At 71.5% G+C, this 14,984-nt stretch carries 11 protein-coding genes; 7 read left to right on the forward strand and 4 right to left on the reverse strand.

Annotation, left to right across the window (positions count from 1 at the left end):
- The first annotated feature begins 10 nt into the window (after nucleotides 1–10).
- Both AC2YHB_RS10365 and AC2YHB_RS10370 read left to right on the forward strand, forming a co-directional pair.
- The gene (locus AC2YHB_RS10365; protein WP_179647306.1) at nucleotides 11–1,585 is read left to right on the forward strand and encodes an APC family permease; all 1,575 of its coding nucleotides are present in this window, start codon (nucleotides 11–13) and stop codon (nucleotides 1,583–1,585) included.
- Nucleotides 1,582–3,636, forward strand: coding sequence for an oxidoreductase (locus AC2YHB_RS10370; RefSeq protein WP_179647305.1), 2,055 nt, complete (start codon nucleotides 1,582–1,584; stop codon nucleotides 3,634–3,636). The genes AC2YHB_RS10365 and AC2YHB_RS10370 overlap by 4 nt, the downstream gene beginning before the upstream one ends.
- 300 nt (nucleotides 3,637–3,936) lie before the next feature.
- Here AC2YHB_RS10370 and AC2YHB_RS10375 read toward each other — a convergent pair whose 3' ends face one another.
- Complete coding sequence (locus AC2YHB_RS10375) at nucleotides 3,937–5,184, reverse strand: flavin-containing monooxygenase (RefSeq protein WP_036544728.1); 1,248 nt, start codon at nucleotides 5,182–5,184, stop codon at nucleotides 3,937–3,939.
- Nucleotides 5,185–5,351: 167 nt separating this feature from the next.
- On the opposite strand from AC2YHB_RS10375, the gene AC2YHB_RS10380 reads away from it, so the two are divergent.
- From AC2YHB_RS10380 to AC2YHB_RS10400, 5 genes are all read left to right on the forward strand, one after another.
- Nucleotides 5,352–5,798, forward strand: a complete 447-nt coding sequence (locus tag AC2YHB_RS10380) for a RidA family protein (RefSeq protein ID WP_179647304.1) — start codon at nucleotides 5,352–5,354, stop codon at nucleotides 5,796–5,798.
- Nucleotides 5,795–6,463, forward strand: coding sequence for a DUF1028 domain-containing protein (locus AC2YHB_RS10385; RefSeq protein WP_036544730.1), 669 nt, complete (start codon nucleotides 5,795–5,797; stop codon nucleotides 6,461–6,463). Before AC2YHB_RS10380 ends, AC2YHB_RS10385 begins: the two co-directional genes overlap by 4 nt.
- Nucleotides 6,464–6,468: 5 nt before the next feature.
- Entirely contained in the window at nucleotides 6,469–7,644 is a 1,176-nt protein-coding gene (locus tag AC2YHB_RS10390) for a M20 family metallopeptidase (protein WP_308645430.1), read from the forward strand.
- Nucleotides 7,641–9,092: an aspartate ammonia-lyase gene (locus AC2YHB_RS10395; RefSeq protein ID WP_179647303.1), complete on the forward strand. Its 1,452-nt coding sequence runs from the start codon at nucleotides 7,641–7,643 to the stop codon at nucleotides 9,090–9,092. Before AC2YHB_RS10390 ends, AC2YHB_RS10395 begins: the two co-directional genes overlap by 4 nt.
- 183 nt (nucleotides 9,093–9,275) lie before the next feature.
- The gene (locus AC2YHB_RS10400) at nucleotides 9,276–10,190 is read left to right on the forward strand and encodes a LysR family transcriptional regulator (RefSeq protein WP_036544732.1); all 915 of its coding nucleotides are present in this window, start codon (nucleotides 9,276–9,278) and stop codon (nucleotides 10,188–10,190) included.
- A gap of 13 nt (nucleotides 10,191–10,203) precedes the next feature.
- Here the strand turns inward: AC2YHB_RS10400 and AC2YHB_RS10405 are convergent, their stop codons facing one another.
- From AC2YHB_RS10405 to AC2YHB_RS10415, 3 genes are all read right to left on the reverse strand, one after another.
- Nucleotides 10,204–11,871 (reverse strand): amidohydrolase, encoded by a 1,668-nt coding sequence (locus AC2YHB_RS10405; protein WP_179647302.1) that lies wholly within the window; start codon nucleotides 11,869–11,871, stop codon nucleotides 10,204–10,206.
- Nucleotides 11,868–13,283, reverse strand: a complete 1,416-nt coding sequence (locus tag AC2YHB_RS10410) for a purine-cytosine permease family protein (RefSeq protein ID WP_179647301.1) — start codon at nucleotides 13,281–13,283, stop codon at nucleotides 11,868–11,870. Before AC2YHB_RS10410 ends, AC2YHB_RS10405 begins: the two co-directional genes overlap by 4 nt.
- Before the next feature lie 205 nt (nucleotides 13,284–13,488).
- Nucleotides 13,489–14,883: a purine-cytosine permease family protein gene (locus AC2YHB_RS10415; RefSeq protein WP_036544739.1), complete on the reverse strand. Its 1,395-nt coding sequence runs from the start codon at nucleotides 14,881–14,883 to the stop codon at nucleotides 13,489–13,491.
- Between the last annotated feature and the right edge of the window lie 101 nt (nucleotides 14,884–14,984).

A 14,984-nucleotide genomic window follows, 5' to 3' on the forward strand; every position in this document is an offset into this window, starting at 1 on the left:
GGGAGCACCCATGTCCGACACCGTCCGTCCCACGGAGCTCGCCGCCGAGCAGCAGGCCCTCCTGCATCGCACCCTCGGCCGCTTCGACATCATCTTCCTGCTCATCGCGGCCGTCGTCGGCCTCGAGACGCTCGGCCAGGTCTCCACGTACGGCGCCGAGGCGTTCACCTGGGCCCTCGTCCTCGCCGTGTTCTTCCTGGTGCCCTACGGGCTGATCTTCGCCGAGACCGGTGCTGCCTTCAGCGAGGAGGGCGGCGCCTACACCTGGGTCCGTGACGCCTTCGGGCGCCCGGCCGCCGCGGTCGCGTCCCTGCTCAACTGGGTCACCCAGCCCGTGTGGGTCGGCGGCTCGATGTCCTTCCTCGCGGCCGAGACCGTCAGCACCTACATCACGCCGATGACGCCCGGCTCGTTCGCCGACTACGCCTTCAAGCTCGTGTTCATCTGGATCACCGTGCTCGCCGCCGTCGTCAGCCTCCAGAAGGGCAAGTGGCTGCCGACCAGCGGCGCGGTCCTCAAGATCGCGGTGCTCGTCTTCTTCGTGCTGACCACGGTGATCTATGCCGCCCAGCACGGCGTCGGCGGACTGGGCCTGGGCGACTTCAGCCCGACCCTGCTCGGGCTCTTCGGCTCGGTCCCGCTGCTCCTGTTCGCCTACCTCGGCTTCGAGTCCGGCAACAGCGCGGCCGGCGAGATGGAGAACCCCGCCCGCGACGTACCCGTCTCGATCCTGCGGTCCTGCGCCACGGCGGCCTTCTGCTACCTGGTGCCGATCCTCGCGATCCTGATCGTGGTGCCCCAGGACGAGATCACCGGCATCGGCGGCTTCCTCGACGCGGTGAAGACCGTGTTCTCCGTGTACGGCGACGCGGCGGACCCGCTGCTCAAGGTCACCGCGATCGTGGTCGTCTACGTGCTGATGAGCCAGGGCTCGGCGTGGATGATCATCTCCGACCGCATGCAGGCGATGACCGCCGCCGACGGGTCGTTCTTCGGCGGCTTCTTCGGCCGCTTCCACCCCGGCCTCGGCACCCCGGTGCGCGTCAACATGCTGTCCGGCGTCACGGCGACGGTGTTCATGCTCGTGGCGATGCAGGTCTCCGGCACGGGCGGCGCGATCTTCGGCGTGGTGCTGACGATCTCGATCTCCACGTTCCTGCTCGCCTACCTCTTCGTCATCCCGGCGGCGATCCGGTTGCGCACGATGTACCCCGACGTGGAGCGGCCCTTCCGGGTGCCGCTGTCCGACCGCGGGTTCGCGCTGCTCGGCTGGATCGCGTTCGCCTGGATCGTCCTCGGCTCCTGGGTCGCCGTCTTCCCCGGCACCCTCGAGTGGGTCTTCGGCCTCGACTACTCGTTCGAGGACTACTGGGGCGTGTCCCAGGGGACCTTCGAGGCCTTCACCCTCGGCACCCTCGCCGTGATCGGCGCCCTCGGCGCCATCGGCTACGTGTGCGGCCGCCCGGTCCGCGCCGGCGGCACCCCCAGCAGCAACCCCGACAGCAACCCCGACAGCAACCCCGACAGCAACCCCGACAGCAACCCCGACAGCCCCGACGACCGCATCAAGGAACCCGTCCGATGACCTCGCCCTACGACATCCTCTTCGAGCCGGTCCAGATCGGGCCGGTCACCGCGAAGAACCGCTTCTACCAGGTGCCCCACTGCAACGGCATGGGCTACCGCGACCCCAGCGCGCAGGCCTCGATGCGCAGGATCAAGGCCGAGGGCGGCTGGTCGGTCGTCTGCACCGAGCAGGTCGAGATCCACGCGACCTCTGACATCGCGCCCTTCATCGAGCTGCGGATCTGGGACGACCAGGACCTGCCTGCCCTGAAGCGGATCGCCGACGCGATCCACGAGGGCGGGGGACTGGCCGGCATCGAGCTGGCGCACAACGGCATGAACGCGCCGAACCAGCTCAGCCGCGAGACCCCGCTCGGGCCGCAGCACCTGCCCGTCGCCCCCGACACGATCGCGCCCGTCCAGGCCCGTGCGATGACCACGCAGGACATCGCCGACCTGCGGCGCTGGCACCGCAACGCCGTACGCCGGTCGCTGGAGGCGGGCTACGACATCGTCTACGTGTACGGCGCCCACGGCTACGGCGCCCCGCACCACTTCCTCTCGCGGCGCTACAACAACCGCACCGACGAGTACGGCGGCTCCCTCGAGAACCGCATGCGGCTGCTCAAGGAGCTCATCGAGGACACCCTCGAGGAGTGCGCCGGCCGCGCCGCCGTGGCCTGCCGGATCACGGTCGAGGAGGAGATCGACGGCGGCATCACCCGCGAGGACATCGAGGGCGTGCTGCGTGAGCTCGGCGAGCTCCCCGACCTGTGGGACTTCGCGATGGGCAGCTGGGAGGGCGACTCGGTCACCTCGCGGTTCGCTCCCGAGGGGCGCCAGGAGGAGTTCGTCGCAGGCCTGAAGAAGCTGACGACCAAGCCGGTCGTCGGCGTCGGGCGCTTCACCTCGCCGGACGCGATGGTGCGCCAGGTCAAGGCCGGCATCCTCGACCTGATCGGTGCCGCGCGCCCGTCGATCGCCGACCCGTTCCTGCCGAACAAGATCCGCGACGGCCGGCTCAACCTGATCCGCGAGTGCATCGGCTGCAACATCTGCGTCTCCGGCGACCTGACGATGTCGCCGATCCGCTGCACCCAGAACCCGAGCATGGGGGAGGAGTGGCGCCGCGGCTGGCACCCCGAGCGGATCCGCGCGAAGGAGAGCGACAGCCAGGTGCTCGTCGTCGGCGCCGGCCCCGCCGGTCTCGAGGCCGCGCGTGCCCTCGGCGTCCGCGGGTACGACGTCGCGCTGGTCGAGGCCCGCCGCGAGCTCGGCGGCCGCGTCGGCCAGGAGTCGGCCCTGCCGGGCCTGTCCGCCTGGGGCCGGGTCAAGGAGTACCGCGAGGCCGCCCTCGCCGAGCTCCCCAACGTGGAGATCTACCGCGAGAGCCCGATGAGCGCCGACGACATCGCGGAGTTCGGCTTCCAGCACGTGCTGGTCGCCACCGGCTCCACGTGGCGCACCGACGGCGTCGCCCGCTTCCACACCACGCCGCTCCCGATCGCCGAGGGCGCACAGGTGCTCGGCCCCGACGACATCTTCGCCGGGCGGCTGCCGTCCGGGCGGAAGGTCGTCGTGTACGACGACGACCACTACTACCTGGGCGGCGTCATCGCCGAGCTGCTCGCCCAGCAGGGCCACGAGGTCTCGATCGTCACCCCGGGCTCGCAGGTCTCGGCGTGGACCAACAACACCTTCGAGGTCAACCGCATCCAGCGCCGCCTCATCGAGAACGGCGTCACCCGGGTGACCGACCACGCGGTCGTCTCGGTGGGAGTCGGCGGGGTGACGGTCCGCGACGTGTACGCCGGCGCCGAGCGCGAGCTCGACTGCGACGCCGTCGTCATGGTCACCGCCCGCCTGCCCAAGGAGGAGCTCTACCTCGAGCTCGTCGGGCGTCGCGACGCCGGTGAGCTGCTCTCGGTCCGCGGCATCGGCGACGCCTGGGCCCCCGGCACCATCGCCGCCGCCGTCTGGTCCGGTCGTCGCGCCGCGGAGGAGTTCGACGCGCAGCTGCCGTCCAACGACGTCGTACCCTTCCGGCGAGAGGTCACCCAGCTGGCGTGAGGCGCAACCGTGCCAGCTGGGGCACAGAGCCGCACCCCGGTCTCCTCACGGAGGCCGGGGTGCGGTGCGTTTCGGCGACTTGCCGGTTTGGCGCGTTGACTTGCCGGTTTGGCGCGTTGACTTGCCAGGTCTTGCGCCCGTTGCCGAGACAAGTGGCAACTCAAGCCGCTGAAGTGGCAAGTCAACCCAGCAAACCGGCAACTCGACCCACCGAGGTGGCGAGTCAACGCAAAGGCCCGGACTCCTCCGGAGCCCGGGCCTTCGGCCTGTGTGTACGACGGCCTGCCGGCCGCCGCGGTGTCAGCTGTCGTAGGTGAGATAGCTGCGCTGCGTGGCGATGTGGCCGGCGATGTGCTTCGCGTCGTGCCACACGCCCCAGATGAAGCTCGAGCCGCGGCGGGAGAGCCAGGGCAGGCCGAGGAAGTACACGCCGGGCTCCGAGGAGACGCCGCGCCGGTGGGCGGGCCTGCCGGTCTCGTCGAAGGCGTCGACCTGCAGCCAGCCGTAGTCGAGCGCGAAGCCGGTGGCCCACACGATCGAGGTGATGCCGGCCTCGGCGAGGTCCACGGCGAGCAGCGGGTCCAGCGCGGCCTCGGGGTCCGGGCCGAGGATGTGGGCCTGCGGCTCCTCGGGGAGGTCGAGGCCGTTGCGCTCGACGTAGGCGTCGGCGGCCTGGAGCAGCGCGAGGTAGTTGGCGTCGCCGGCGGTGATGTTGGCGGCGAGGTCGTCGCGGAAGGTGAGCACGCCGTCGTCGTACGCATCGGTCAGGCCGACGAGCTGGATGCCGATCCCGGCGAGGGCGCGGAAGTCGACGGTGTGGCCGCCGCGGGCGCCGCTGACCGCGATGGTCACGTGCTCGGCGCCGGCCGGCGGGGTCTCGAGGTCCCAGAGGTTGAGGACGCCGAGCCACCAGCAGAAGTCGCGGCCGCGGTAGCTGCGCGGCGGACGGTCGTGCGGGCCCACGGAGAGGTGGACCTGCCGGCCCGAGCGCTGCAGCTCGTCGGCGATCTGCACGCCGGAGGAGCCGGCGCCGACGACGAGGACGTTGCCCTCGGGCAGCTGCGCCGGGTTGCGGTAGTCGCTGGAGTGGATCTGGACGACGTCGGCGGACTCCGGGACGATCGGCGGGATCACGGGGCGCTGGAACGGCCCGGTGGCGGCGACGACGTACCGGGCGTCGATGACGCCGTCGGAGGTCTCCACGCGGAAGCCGGGGCGGCCCTCGTGCCGGGTGACGGAGGTGACCTCGACGCCGGTCCGGATCGGGGCGTTGATCTTCTCGGCGTAGGCCTCGAAGTAGCCGGCGACCTGGTCCTTGGTCGCGAACTCGTCGCCGGCGACGTCCTGGAACTCCATGCCGGGGAAGCGGTCGTGCCAGGCGGGACCGTTGGCGACGAGGGAGTCCCAGCGCATGGTGCGCCAGCGCTCGGCGATCCGGTCGCGCTCGAGCACGAGGTGCGGTACGCCGTTGTCACTCAGGTGCTCGCTCATCGCCACACCGGCCTGGCCGGCGCCGACGACGAGGACCTCGATCTGTTCGTTGGTCATGCCGAAATCCTGAGCCGCCGCCTTCCCTGTGTCCAACAGATGTTGTTGGCCTTGAGCATCGGCTGAACAGATGCAGCGCCGACGCCGGAGTTGCATCGAATCTGATGATGGAGGTCGTCGGAAACATCTGTTGGACACATGGCTCCGGGAGGAGTGGACTGGACCCCGTGGAGACCAACAAGAGCATCGTCGTCGGCGGACACACCCGCATCCGCCCGTTCAACACCAGCGTGACCTACCCGGAGCAGAACCTCGACAACGACCTGTGCCAGGCCGTCCGCGCGGGCAACACCGTCTACGTGCGCGGCCAGATCGGCCAGGACCTCGACACCAGCGAGTCCGTCGGCATCGGCGACGTCGAGGCGCAGACCGAGCAGGCGATGGCGAACATCAAGATGCTGCTCGAGGAGGCCGGCGCCGAGATGGAGCACCTGGTCAAGCTCACCATCTACATCGTCGACCCGCGCTACCGCGAGGTCGTCTACCGGACGATCGGTCGCTGGACGAAGGGCGTCCACCCGATCTCCACCGGCCTGGTGATCTCCGCCCTGGCCCGCCCGGAGTGGCTCGTCGAGGTCGACGCGATCGCCGTCATCCCCGAGGGGACCAAGTGACCTTCTCCGTCCTCGGCACCGACGGCAAGGGCGCCGTCGGCATCGCCGTGACCTCGTCCAGCCCGGCGGTCGCCGCGCGGTGCATCCACCTGCGTCCCGGGGTCGGGGGCGCCTCCTCGCAGAACATCACCGACCCGCGCCTGGGCACCGAGCTCCTCGACGCCCTCGCCAGCGGGCTCGACGCCCGGGCCGCCCTCGCGGCGGTCACCCAGGACCGCGAGCACATCGAGCACCGTCAGCTGACGGTGCTCGGCCTCGACGGAGCGGGCGCCGCGTTCAGCGGCAGCGGCTCGCTCGGGGTCCACCACCACGTCGTTGCGCCCGACGTGGTGGCGGCCGGCAACCTGCTGGCCGGTACGGCGGTCGTGGACGCCGTCGCCGCGGCGTTCACGACCGCGACCGGCGAGCTCGAGGAGCGGCTGCTGGCCGCGCTCGAGGCCGGACTGGCCGCGGGCGGCGAGGCGGGGCCGGTCCGCTCGGCCGGGCTGTCCGTCGTCCGCGACGTCGCGTGGCGCGTCACCGACCTGCGGGTCGACTGGAGCGACCGGCCCATCGAGGATCTGCGCGACCTCGTGAAGGTCTGGCTGCCGCAGCGTGACGACTACGTCACCCGCGGCATCGACCCCACCTCCGCGCCGTCGTACGGCGTGCCCGGGGACGAGTGACCCAGGTGACCACCACCTCGACCACCGCCTCGACCACCGCCTCGACCACCATGAGGCAGCGCGCCGCGACCACCGTCACCGGCGACGCGGAGCGGCTGATCCGCCTCTCCGAGCAGCTGCACGCGAACCCCGAGACCGGCTGGCAGGAGCACAACTCCTCACGCTGGGTCGCGGAGTCCCTCGAGGAGGCCGGGTTCACCGTCACCCCGGCCTACCTCGGGCTGGACACCGCCTTCCTGGCGACCTTCGGCAGCGGCCCCTTCCGCCTCGGTCTCTGCGCCGAGTACGACGCCCTGCCGGGCCTGGGCCACGCCTGCGGCCACAACCTGATCTCCGCCATCACGGTCGGCGCCGCCCGCGCGCTGGCCCCGCTGGCCGATGCCGCGGGGTTGACGATCGAGGTCTACGGCACCCCCGCCGAGGAGGGTGGCGGCGGCAAGATCGAGCTCCTCGAGCGCGGTGCCTTCGCCGGGCTCGACCTCGCGATGATGGCGCACCCCGCACCCGTCGACGTGGCGGAGGCCGAGCCCTTCGCCGTGTCGCACTCGCACGTCGAGTTCCGCGGCAAGGCGGCCCACGCGGCGGCCTACCCCGAGCAGGGCGTCAACGCCGCCGACGCGTTCACCATCGCCCAGGTCGCAATCGGCCTGCTCCGCCAGCAGCTGCCGCCGACCGTGCGGGTGCACGGCGTGATGACCAACGGGGGAGAGGCGCCCAACGCGATCCCCGCCCTGACCGAGGGCCGCTGGTACGTCCGTGCCGAGAGCCTCGCCCAGCTCGCCGAGACCGAGGAGAAGGTCTGGCGCTGCTTCGAGGCCGGTGCCCTCGCGACCGGCGCGACGCTCACGGTCGAGCCCGAGAGCAAGCCGTACGCCGAGTTCCGCACGTTCGCGCCCGCGCTGGCGTCGTACCGGCGCAACGCGGAGGAGCTGGGCCGCGTCTTCGACGACCACTCGCCCGCCCGCCGGATGAACCGCGCGTCGACCGACATGGGCAACGTGTCCCAGGTCGTGAACGCGATCCACCCCTACGTCGGCATCAACTCGGGGACCGCCCTCAACCACCAGCCCGAGTTCGCCGCGCACTGTGTCGGCGGGGACGCCGAGAAGGCGATCCTCGACGCCGCCACCGCGCTGGCCTGGACCGCGCTCGACGTCGCCGGGGAGGCGACCGCACGATGACCGCACTCGACGCTCCGCTGACCAACGCCGACGCTCCGCTGACTCGCACCGAGCAGGACTCGCTCGGCCCCTTCGAGGTGCCCGCGACCGCGTACTGGGGCGTGCACACCGCCCGCGCCGTGCGGAACTTCCCGATCAGCGGCACGCCCGTCGGAGCGCACCGCCAGCTCGTCGCCGCCCTCGGCGCGGTGAAGCTCGCCGCCGCCCGCGCCAACCACGAGCTCGGCCTCCTCGACGACCGTCGGTACGACGCCATCGCGGCCGCCGCGCAGGAGGTCCGCGATGGGGCGCTCGACGACCAGTTCGTCGTCGACGTCATCCAGGGCGGCGCCGGCACGTCGACCAACATGAACGCCAACGAGGTCGTCGCCAACCGGGCCCTGGAGATCCTCGGCCTGCCGTTCGGCAGCTACGACGAGGTCCACCCGCTCGACCACGTGAACCGCTGCCAGTCGACGAACGACGTCTACCCGACCGCCGTACGGCTCGCGCTCGTGGCCGCGATCGACGGGCTCGCGGTGGCGACCGAGGCGCTGGCCGACTCCTTCGCGCGCAAGGCGACCGAGTTCCGCGCCATCCCGAAGATCGGGCGCACGCAGCTGCAGGACGCGGTCCCGATGACGGTCGGCCAGGAGCTCGGCGCGTTCGCGACGACGCTGCGCGAGGAGCTCGCGCGGCTGGCCGACTCGCGCGCGCTGCTCTGCGAGATCAACCTCGGCGCGACGGCGATCGGCACCGGCATCACCGCCCACCCCGACTACCGGCGGCGCGCCGTGCAGCACCTCGCCGACATCACCGGCCTGCCCGTCGTGGGCGCCGGCGACCTCGTCGAGGCCACCAGCGACACCGGTGCCTTCGTCCAGGTCTCCAGCGTGCTGAAGCGGATCGTCGTCAAGGCGTCGAAGATCTGCAACGACCTGCGGCTGCTGGGCTCCGGCCCGCAGGCCGGTCTCGCCGAGCTGCAGCTCCCGGCCCGCCAGGCCGGGTCGAGCATCATGCCCGGCAAGGTCAACCCGGTCATCCCCGAGATGGTCAACCAGGTCGCGTTCTGGGTGATCGGCAACGACCTCACCGTCACGATGGCGGCCGAGGCCGGCCAGCTGCAGCTCAACGCGTTCGAGCCGGTCATGGGCCACGGCCTGCTCCAGGGCTTCACCTGGACCGCCGCCGCCTTCGACTCGCTGCGCGAGCTGTGCGTCGACGGCATCACGGTCGACCCGGCCAAGCTGGCCGCGTCGGCGGCCGCCAACGCCGGCCTCGCCACCGCACTCACCCCGCTGCTCGGCTACGCCCGCTCCGCGGAGATCGCCAAGGCCGCGCTCAGCGGCGCCGGCGCCGTCCGCGACCTCGCGCTCGCCACCGGCGGCCTCGACCCGGCCGTGCTCGACGCACTGCTGCGGCCCGAGGCGCTCGCGAACCTCGACGCGTCCGGCGCCGGCGAGAGCTGAGTTCCGGCAGGATGGCAGTCATGCCTCAGCCTGCATCCGCCTCCTTCCGCCTGCTGCGCGGCGCCATACGGCCGCGCTCGCGGCGTTGCGGACGCTCGATGGTGCAACCAGACCGCCATCGCGCCCGCGCCTTGCGACCACGACCGTCTGACGCCGCTCGCGACGACGGAAGGAGGCGGATGCATGGCTGACCCCGCCTTCACCCTCACGCAGCTGCGGTACTTCGCCGCCGCCGCGGAGCTGGGGAGCATGACCGCTGCCTCGAAGCAGCTCATGGTGTCGCAGTCCGCCGTCTCGACGGCGGTCGCACAGCTGGAGAAGGAGCTCGGCGTCCAGCTGCTGCTGCGCCACCACGCCCGCGGCCTGACCCTGACGGCCGCCGGTGAGGAGTTCCACCGCGAGCTGCGCAGCTATCTCGTGCACACGAGCGAGCTGGTGGAGGTCGCGCGCTCGGCGGGCCAGGCCCTCGTCGGCGAGCTCACGGTCGGCTGCTTCACCACCCTCGGGCCGTTCGAGCTGCCGCGGCTGCTCGCCGCCTGCGAGGCCGACCACCCCGGCATCCGCGTGTCCGTGGTCGAGGACGAGCACGCCGCGCTCAAGCACGCCCTGCGCTCGGGCCGCTGCGAGCTCGCGCTGATGTACGGCTACGACCTCGACGACGACATCGACCACGTCCGGGTCGGCGTCGCGGCGCCCTACGTCCTCGTCGGCAAGGACCACGCGCTGGCCCGTCGCAAGAAGGTCGCGCTCGCCGAGCTCGAGGGGGAGCCGATGGTCCTGCTCGACCTGCCGCACAGCGGCCAGTACCTCGAGCGGATCGTCGAATCCGCCGGCTTCCGGCCGGAGATCAGGCACCGCACCGCCGGCTTCGAGACCGTCCGCGCGATGGTCGCCAACGGCCAGGGCTGGTCGGTGCTCAACCAGCGCCCGGCGAGCCGCACGACGTACGACGGCGCGGAGGTCGTCATCCTGGAGATCACCGATCCCGTGGAGCCCCTGGAGATCGTGCTGTCGTCGATGAAGGGCGTGCGGCTCACCGCGCGCGCCCAGGCCTTCGTCCGCTCGGCGGGCCGGGCCCGCCGGGCCGGCGCCCGCTGACCCGGTCCCGCACCTAGGCGCGGTCGGCGTCGTACACCGCGACCCCGTCGACCCACGTCGACCGCACCCGCGCCGTCTCGAACGCCGACGGGTCCGTCAGGTCGCCGTCGACGACGACCAGGTCGGCGAGCGCTCCCGGCGCGATTCGCCCGGTCTCGGCGTCGAGGTGGTTGGCCCGCGCCGAGCCGCGCGTGTAGCCGCGCAGGGCGACGTCCGCGGCGAGCCGTTGCTCGGCGACGAGGGCCTCGGTCCGGGCGCGCTCGTTGCCGTGGGGGTCGCCGACGGGCGCGGTCCGATGGATCGCGGTGTGCAGCCCCCAGAGGGGATCGGGGCTGGTGACCGGCCAGTCGCTGCCCATCGCGATGTCGGCCTTCGCATCCGCCAGGGCGCCGAACGGGAAGTGGTGCGGCTCTCGCTCCGGCCCGAGCAACGGCAGCTTGGTCTCCTCGATCTCCAGGTCCCGCCGGGCCCACAGGGGCTGGAGGTTCGCCGTCACGCCCAGGTCCGCGAAGCGCGGGACGTCCTGCGGGTCCACCACGTCGAGGTGGGCGATCTGGTGGCGGAGGTCGTTGGGACCGTTGGCGGCGCGGGCCGCGGCGACCGCGTCGAGGCACTCACGCACGGCGCGGTCGCCGACCCCGTGGAAGTGCACCTGGAAGCCGAGGGCGTCGAGGCGGGTCGTGATCTCCGCGAGCTCGTCGGGCGGGATGAAGGACAGGCCGGTCCCACCCGTCGGTGCGCCGGCGTGGTCGAGATAGGGGGCCAGCATCGCGCCGGTGCAGTTCTCGCAGATGCCGTCCTGCATGATCTTGACCGTCCCCGCGTGGAAGCGGCCGCCGGCGGTCAGGCGGCGTCGCTCGACCAGCTCGGGCACCTGCTCCGTGCCCCGGTCCAGCTCCCACCAGAGGGCACCACGGACGCGGGCGGTCAGCAGGCCCTCGGCCTCCAGCGCCCGGTAGGTCTCGAAGGGGTCGGGCATGCCGAGGTAGTCCCCGACGATGGCGTCCTGCCAGGCGGTGATGCCGAGCGAGTGCAGGTAGGCCTGGGCGGTCAGCATCGCCTGGCGAAGCTCGGCGGGCGAGGTGCGGGGCAGCAGGGCCGACACCATCGCCGCGGCGTCCTCGACCAGCACGCCGGTGGGCTCGCCGTCGGCATCGCGCTCGATCACGCCGTTGGGCGGGTCCACCGTGTCCCGGTCGATGCCCGCGGCACGCAGCGCGGCGGAGTTGACCCAGGCGGTGTGCCCGTCGTGGCCGTTGAGGTACGCCGGCCGGTCGGCGACCACGCGGTCGAGGTCGCGTCGGTGCGGGCGGTTGCCCGGGAAGGCGTCGCGGTACCAGCCGCCCCCGACGACCCACGCTGCCGTCGGGTGGGCGTCGGCCCACGCCCGGACGGCGGCGAGGTAGTCGGGCAGGGCGTGCACCGCGGTCAGGTCGCAGCGCTCCAGCGACATGCCGCCCTCGAGCGGGTGGACGTGGGCGTCCTGGAAGCCGGGGAGCAGGGTGCCGCCGGCGAGGTCGACCACGGTGGCGCCGGCGCCTGCCGCGGCGGTCGCCTCAGCGGCCGTCCCCACGGCGACGATCCTGCCGTCGCGGACCGCGACCGCCTCGGCGCAGGGGGTGGCGTCCATGGTGAGCACGCGCCCACCGACGAAGACGGTCGCGGACGACGCGGCGCTCATCGGGCGGCTCCGGACCGTACGGCGCTCGCGGTGGCGGCCCCGGCCGCACGTCGGGCGAACGGGTAGTAGAGGCCGCCGGCGACGACGAGCCCGACCACCCAGGCGATGTCGGTGTAGCCGAGCCCCTCGGCGAACGGACCCGTGTACATCGTGGTGACCATGAACGGCAGCTGCGCCAGGATCGCGATGACATAGACCCCCAGCGCGGGCAGGTTCCACCGTCCGTACCGGCCACCGTCGGCCCGGTAGAAGTCGTCGACCTCGTAGCTGCCGTGGTGCACGAGGTAGTAGTCGACGAGGTTGATCGCCGACCAGGGGATCAGTACGTAGAGCAGCACCGAGACGAAGTTGTAGTAGTTGGCCAGGAAGTCGGCGGAGGCGCCGATCGCGATGGCGGCACCGACGACGTGCAGCACGACGGTGGTGACCATCCGGGCGCGCACGCCGGGGATCCAGCCGGGGCGGGTGTTCTCGGCCAGCGTCAGCGCGCACAGCATGCTGCAGTAGGCGTTGACGGAGTTGCCGGTGATCGCGGCGACGGCGAAGGCGACCAGGACGACCTTCCCGAACCCTCCGAACAGGTCGACGAAGGCGACCATCACGTTGTCGCCGCCGGCGGACAGGCCCAGGATCGCGCCGGTGGTGAACAGCAGCGCGGTGCTGCTCACGCAGCCCAGGTAGGTGCCCCAGAACGCGCCCTTGCCGCCGGACTCCGCGGGCATGTAGCGCGAGTAGTCGGAGACGTACGGCGCGTAGGCGAGCTGCCAGACCGCCCCGACGGCCGTCATCGAGAAGAAGCCCGCGGTGCTGAACCCGCCCGCACCCCAGGTGATCGTGTCGGGGTGCCGGGCGACCAGCACCAGGAGGCACAGCACCAGCGGGACGCCGACGATGTAGGCGCTGATGCCGGTGACGAAGCGGACCAGCCGGTAGCCGCACAGGGCCGTCACGAGGCTGGCGAAGGTGGCCACCCAGGTGACGAGGGTCGGGTCGGTCCCGTCGTCGACGGCGACCAGCGCGTCGCCCGCCACGACGAGGTTGGAGGCGAAGAAGCCGACGAACATCACCATCGCGACGACGACGATCAGCGCCGATCCGCGCACCCCGAACTGGCCGCGGGCCTGGATCATCTGGGGTACGCCCATGGTCGGGCCCTGCGCGGCGTGCAGCGCCATCCCGATGCCGCCGATCACGTTGCCGACCACGATGGCGACCAGCGCCCACCACAGGGACAGCCCGAACAGGGTGGTGGCCAGCGCACCCGTCACCACGGTCAGGGGAGTCATGTTCATCCCGAACCAGATGGCGGCGAGCTCGCGCGGGCGGCCGTGGCGCTCCGAGGCGGGAATGGGTGCGATGGTCTGCTGCTCGATCTCGAAGAGCTTCGGGCTGACCACGTCGACTGAGTCCATCGGATGTGTCCTGTCCTCGCTGAGGGAAGCAGCCAAGAGCCATTCTTTGCTGCGCAAAGCAAACAATGGTGGCGCAGGTCACCCTCCGCAAGGGATCCATGCATCGCGGTTGCCGATGCCCTGCATCGGTTCAGGACAAGGCCGGTACGACGACGGGCCGGCCGCTCCGGGGAGCGACCGGCCCGTCGTTCGGGACCGTGGGTGGTCAGGCCGGCGTGGCCACCGGGTGCAGCTCGCTGGGGGCGAGCCTGCGCCCGCGTGCCAGCAGGTAGTAGACCGGCGCGGTGGCGACCAGGCCGATGATCCAGCTCAGGTCGGCGCCGTCCAGCCGGTCGGCGATCGGGCCGGTGTAGAGCGGCGTGGCCATGAACGGGATCTGGACCAGGATGCCGATGACGTAGGCGAGGATCGCCTGGCCGTTGAAGCGGCCGTAGATCCCGCCGTCCGCCGCGAAGATCGAGTCCATGTCGTAGTTGCCGCGGTGGATCAGGTAGAAGTCGATCAGGTTGATCGCGGTCCACGGCACCAGCACGACGAGCAGGGCGAGCACGATGTCGACGAAGTGCCCGATGAAGTCGCCGGAGACGCCGATGGCGAAGTAGGTCGACGCGGCCATCACGACCAGCGACAGCACCAGGCGGGTGCGCGCCGTCGGGATCCAGCGGGCGACGAAGGTCTGCACGCAGGTGATGATCGAGAGCACCGTGCCGTAGAGGTTGAGCGCGTTGTGGCTGATCACGGACAGCAGGAAGAGCACGAGCAGCGGGGTGCCGAAGGCGCCGGTGGTGTCGCGCACGCCGGTCATGACCTCGACGCCGGGCTTCATGGCCAGGGCGACGATCGCGCCGAACGCGAAGGGCAGGATGGAGCCGAGGGTGCAGCCCAGGTAGGTGGCGTTGAAGGTCGCCCGCACGCCGACGTCGGCGGGCAGGTAGCGCGAGTAGTCGGAGACGTACGGCGCGAAGGCGATCTGCCAGAGCGCACCGAGCGAGACGGTCGCGAGGAAGCCGGCCGTGCTGTAGCCGCCCTGCGTCCAGAAGCCCGCGGGCACGCCGGCGACGAAGATCGCGGCCGTGCCGAGCACGATGCCGATGCCGAGGACCCAGGTGGCGACCTTGTTGAGCGCGTGGATGACCTTGTAGCCGATCACGGCGATCAGGCCGGAGCCGAGCGCGCCGAGGACGATGCCGGCCTCGACCGGGATCGGGTCGGCGATCCCGTGCAGCGACTGGCCGGCGAGCACGATGTTGGACGCGAAGAACGCGAGGTACATGACCGCGGCGATCACGACGACGATCAGGGCGCCGTACGAGCCGAACTGGCCGCGGCTCTGGATCATCTGCGGGATGCCCATCTGCGGCCCCTGGGCCGAGTGCAGGGCCATGAAGACGCCGCCGACGAGGTGGCCGACCACGATGGCGACGAGGCACCAGAAGAGGTCGAGCCCGAAGACGGTGACACCGGCGGCGCCGGTGACGACGGGCAGGGGAGCGATATTCGTCCCGAACCACAGGGTGAAGAGGTCGCGCACCTTGCCGTGGCGGTCCTCCGGTGGGACGTAGCCGATGGTGTGCTTCTCGACGACGGACTGGTCAGACATGGTTCATTCTCCAAAGGTTGTGAGGCGCACCACCATGGTCGTGACGGTCCCAGTCCTCTGGCAAACGAATCCTTTTGGCGCTAGTCATCTGTTGTGCAGAT

The organism is Nocardioides sp. SRI_004, assembly GCF_057586415.1.

Bases quoted from the DNA above. Each gene is read 5' to 3' on its own strand.
- AC2YHB_RS10370 (WP_179647305.1), top strand. From the start codon at position 1,582: ATGACCTCGCCCTACGACATCCTCTTCGAGCCGGTCCAGATCGGGCCG.
- AC2YHB_RS10395 (WP_179647303.1), top strand. From the start codon at position 7,641: ATGACCGCACTCGACGCTCCGCTGACCAACGCCGACGCTCCGCTGACT.
- AC2YHB_RS10410 (WP_179647301.1), bottom strand. From the start codon at position 13,283: ATGGACTCAGTCGACGTGGTCAGCCCGAAGCTCTTCGAGATCGAGCAG.
- AC2YHB_RS10365 (WP_179647306.1), top strand. From the start codon at position 11: ATGTCCGACACCGTCCGTCCCACGGAGCTCGCCGCCGAGCAGCAGGCC.
- AC2YHB_RS10405 (WP_179647302.1), bottom strand. From the start codon at position 11,871: ATGAGCGCCGCGTCGTCCGCGACCGTCTTCGTCGGTGGGCGCGTGCTC.
- AC2YHB_RS10415 (WP_036544739.1), bottom strand. From the start codon at position 14,883: ATGTCTGACCAGTCCGTCGTCGAGAAGCACACCATCGGCTACGTCCCA.
- AC2YHB_RS10375 (WP_036544728.1), bottom strand. From the start codon at position 5,184: ATGACCAACGAACAGATCGAGGTCCTCGTCGTCGGCGCCGGCCAGGCC.
- AC2YHB_RS10400 (WP_036544732.1), top strand. From the start codon at position 9,276: ATGGCTGACCCCGCCTTCACCCTCACGCAGCTGCGGTACTTCGCCGCC.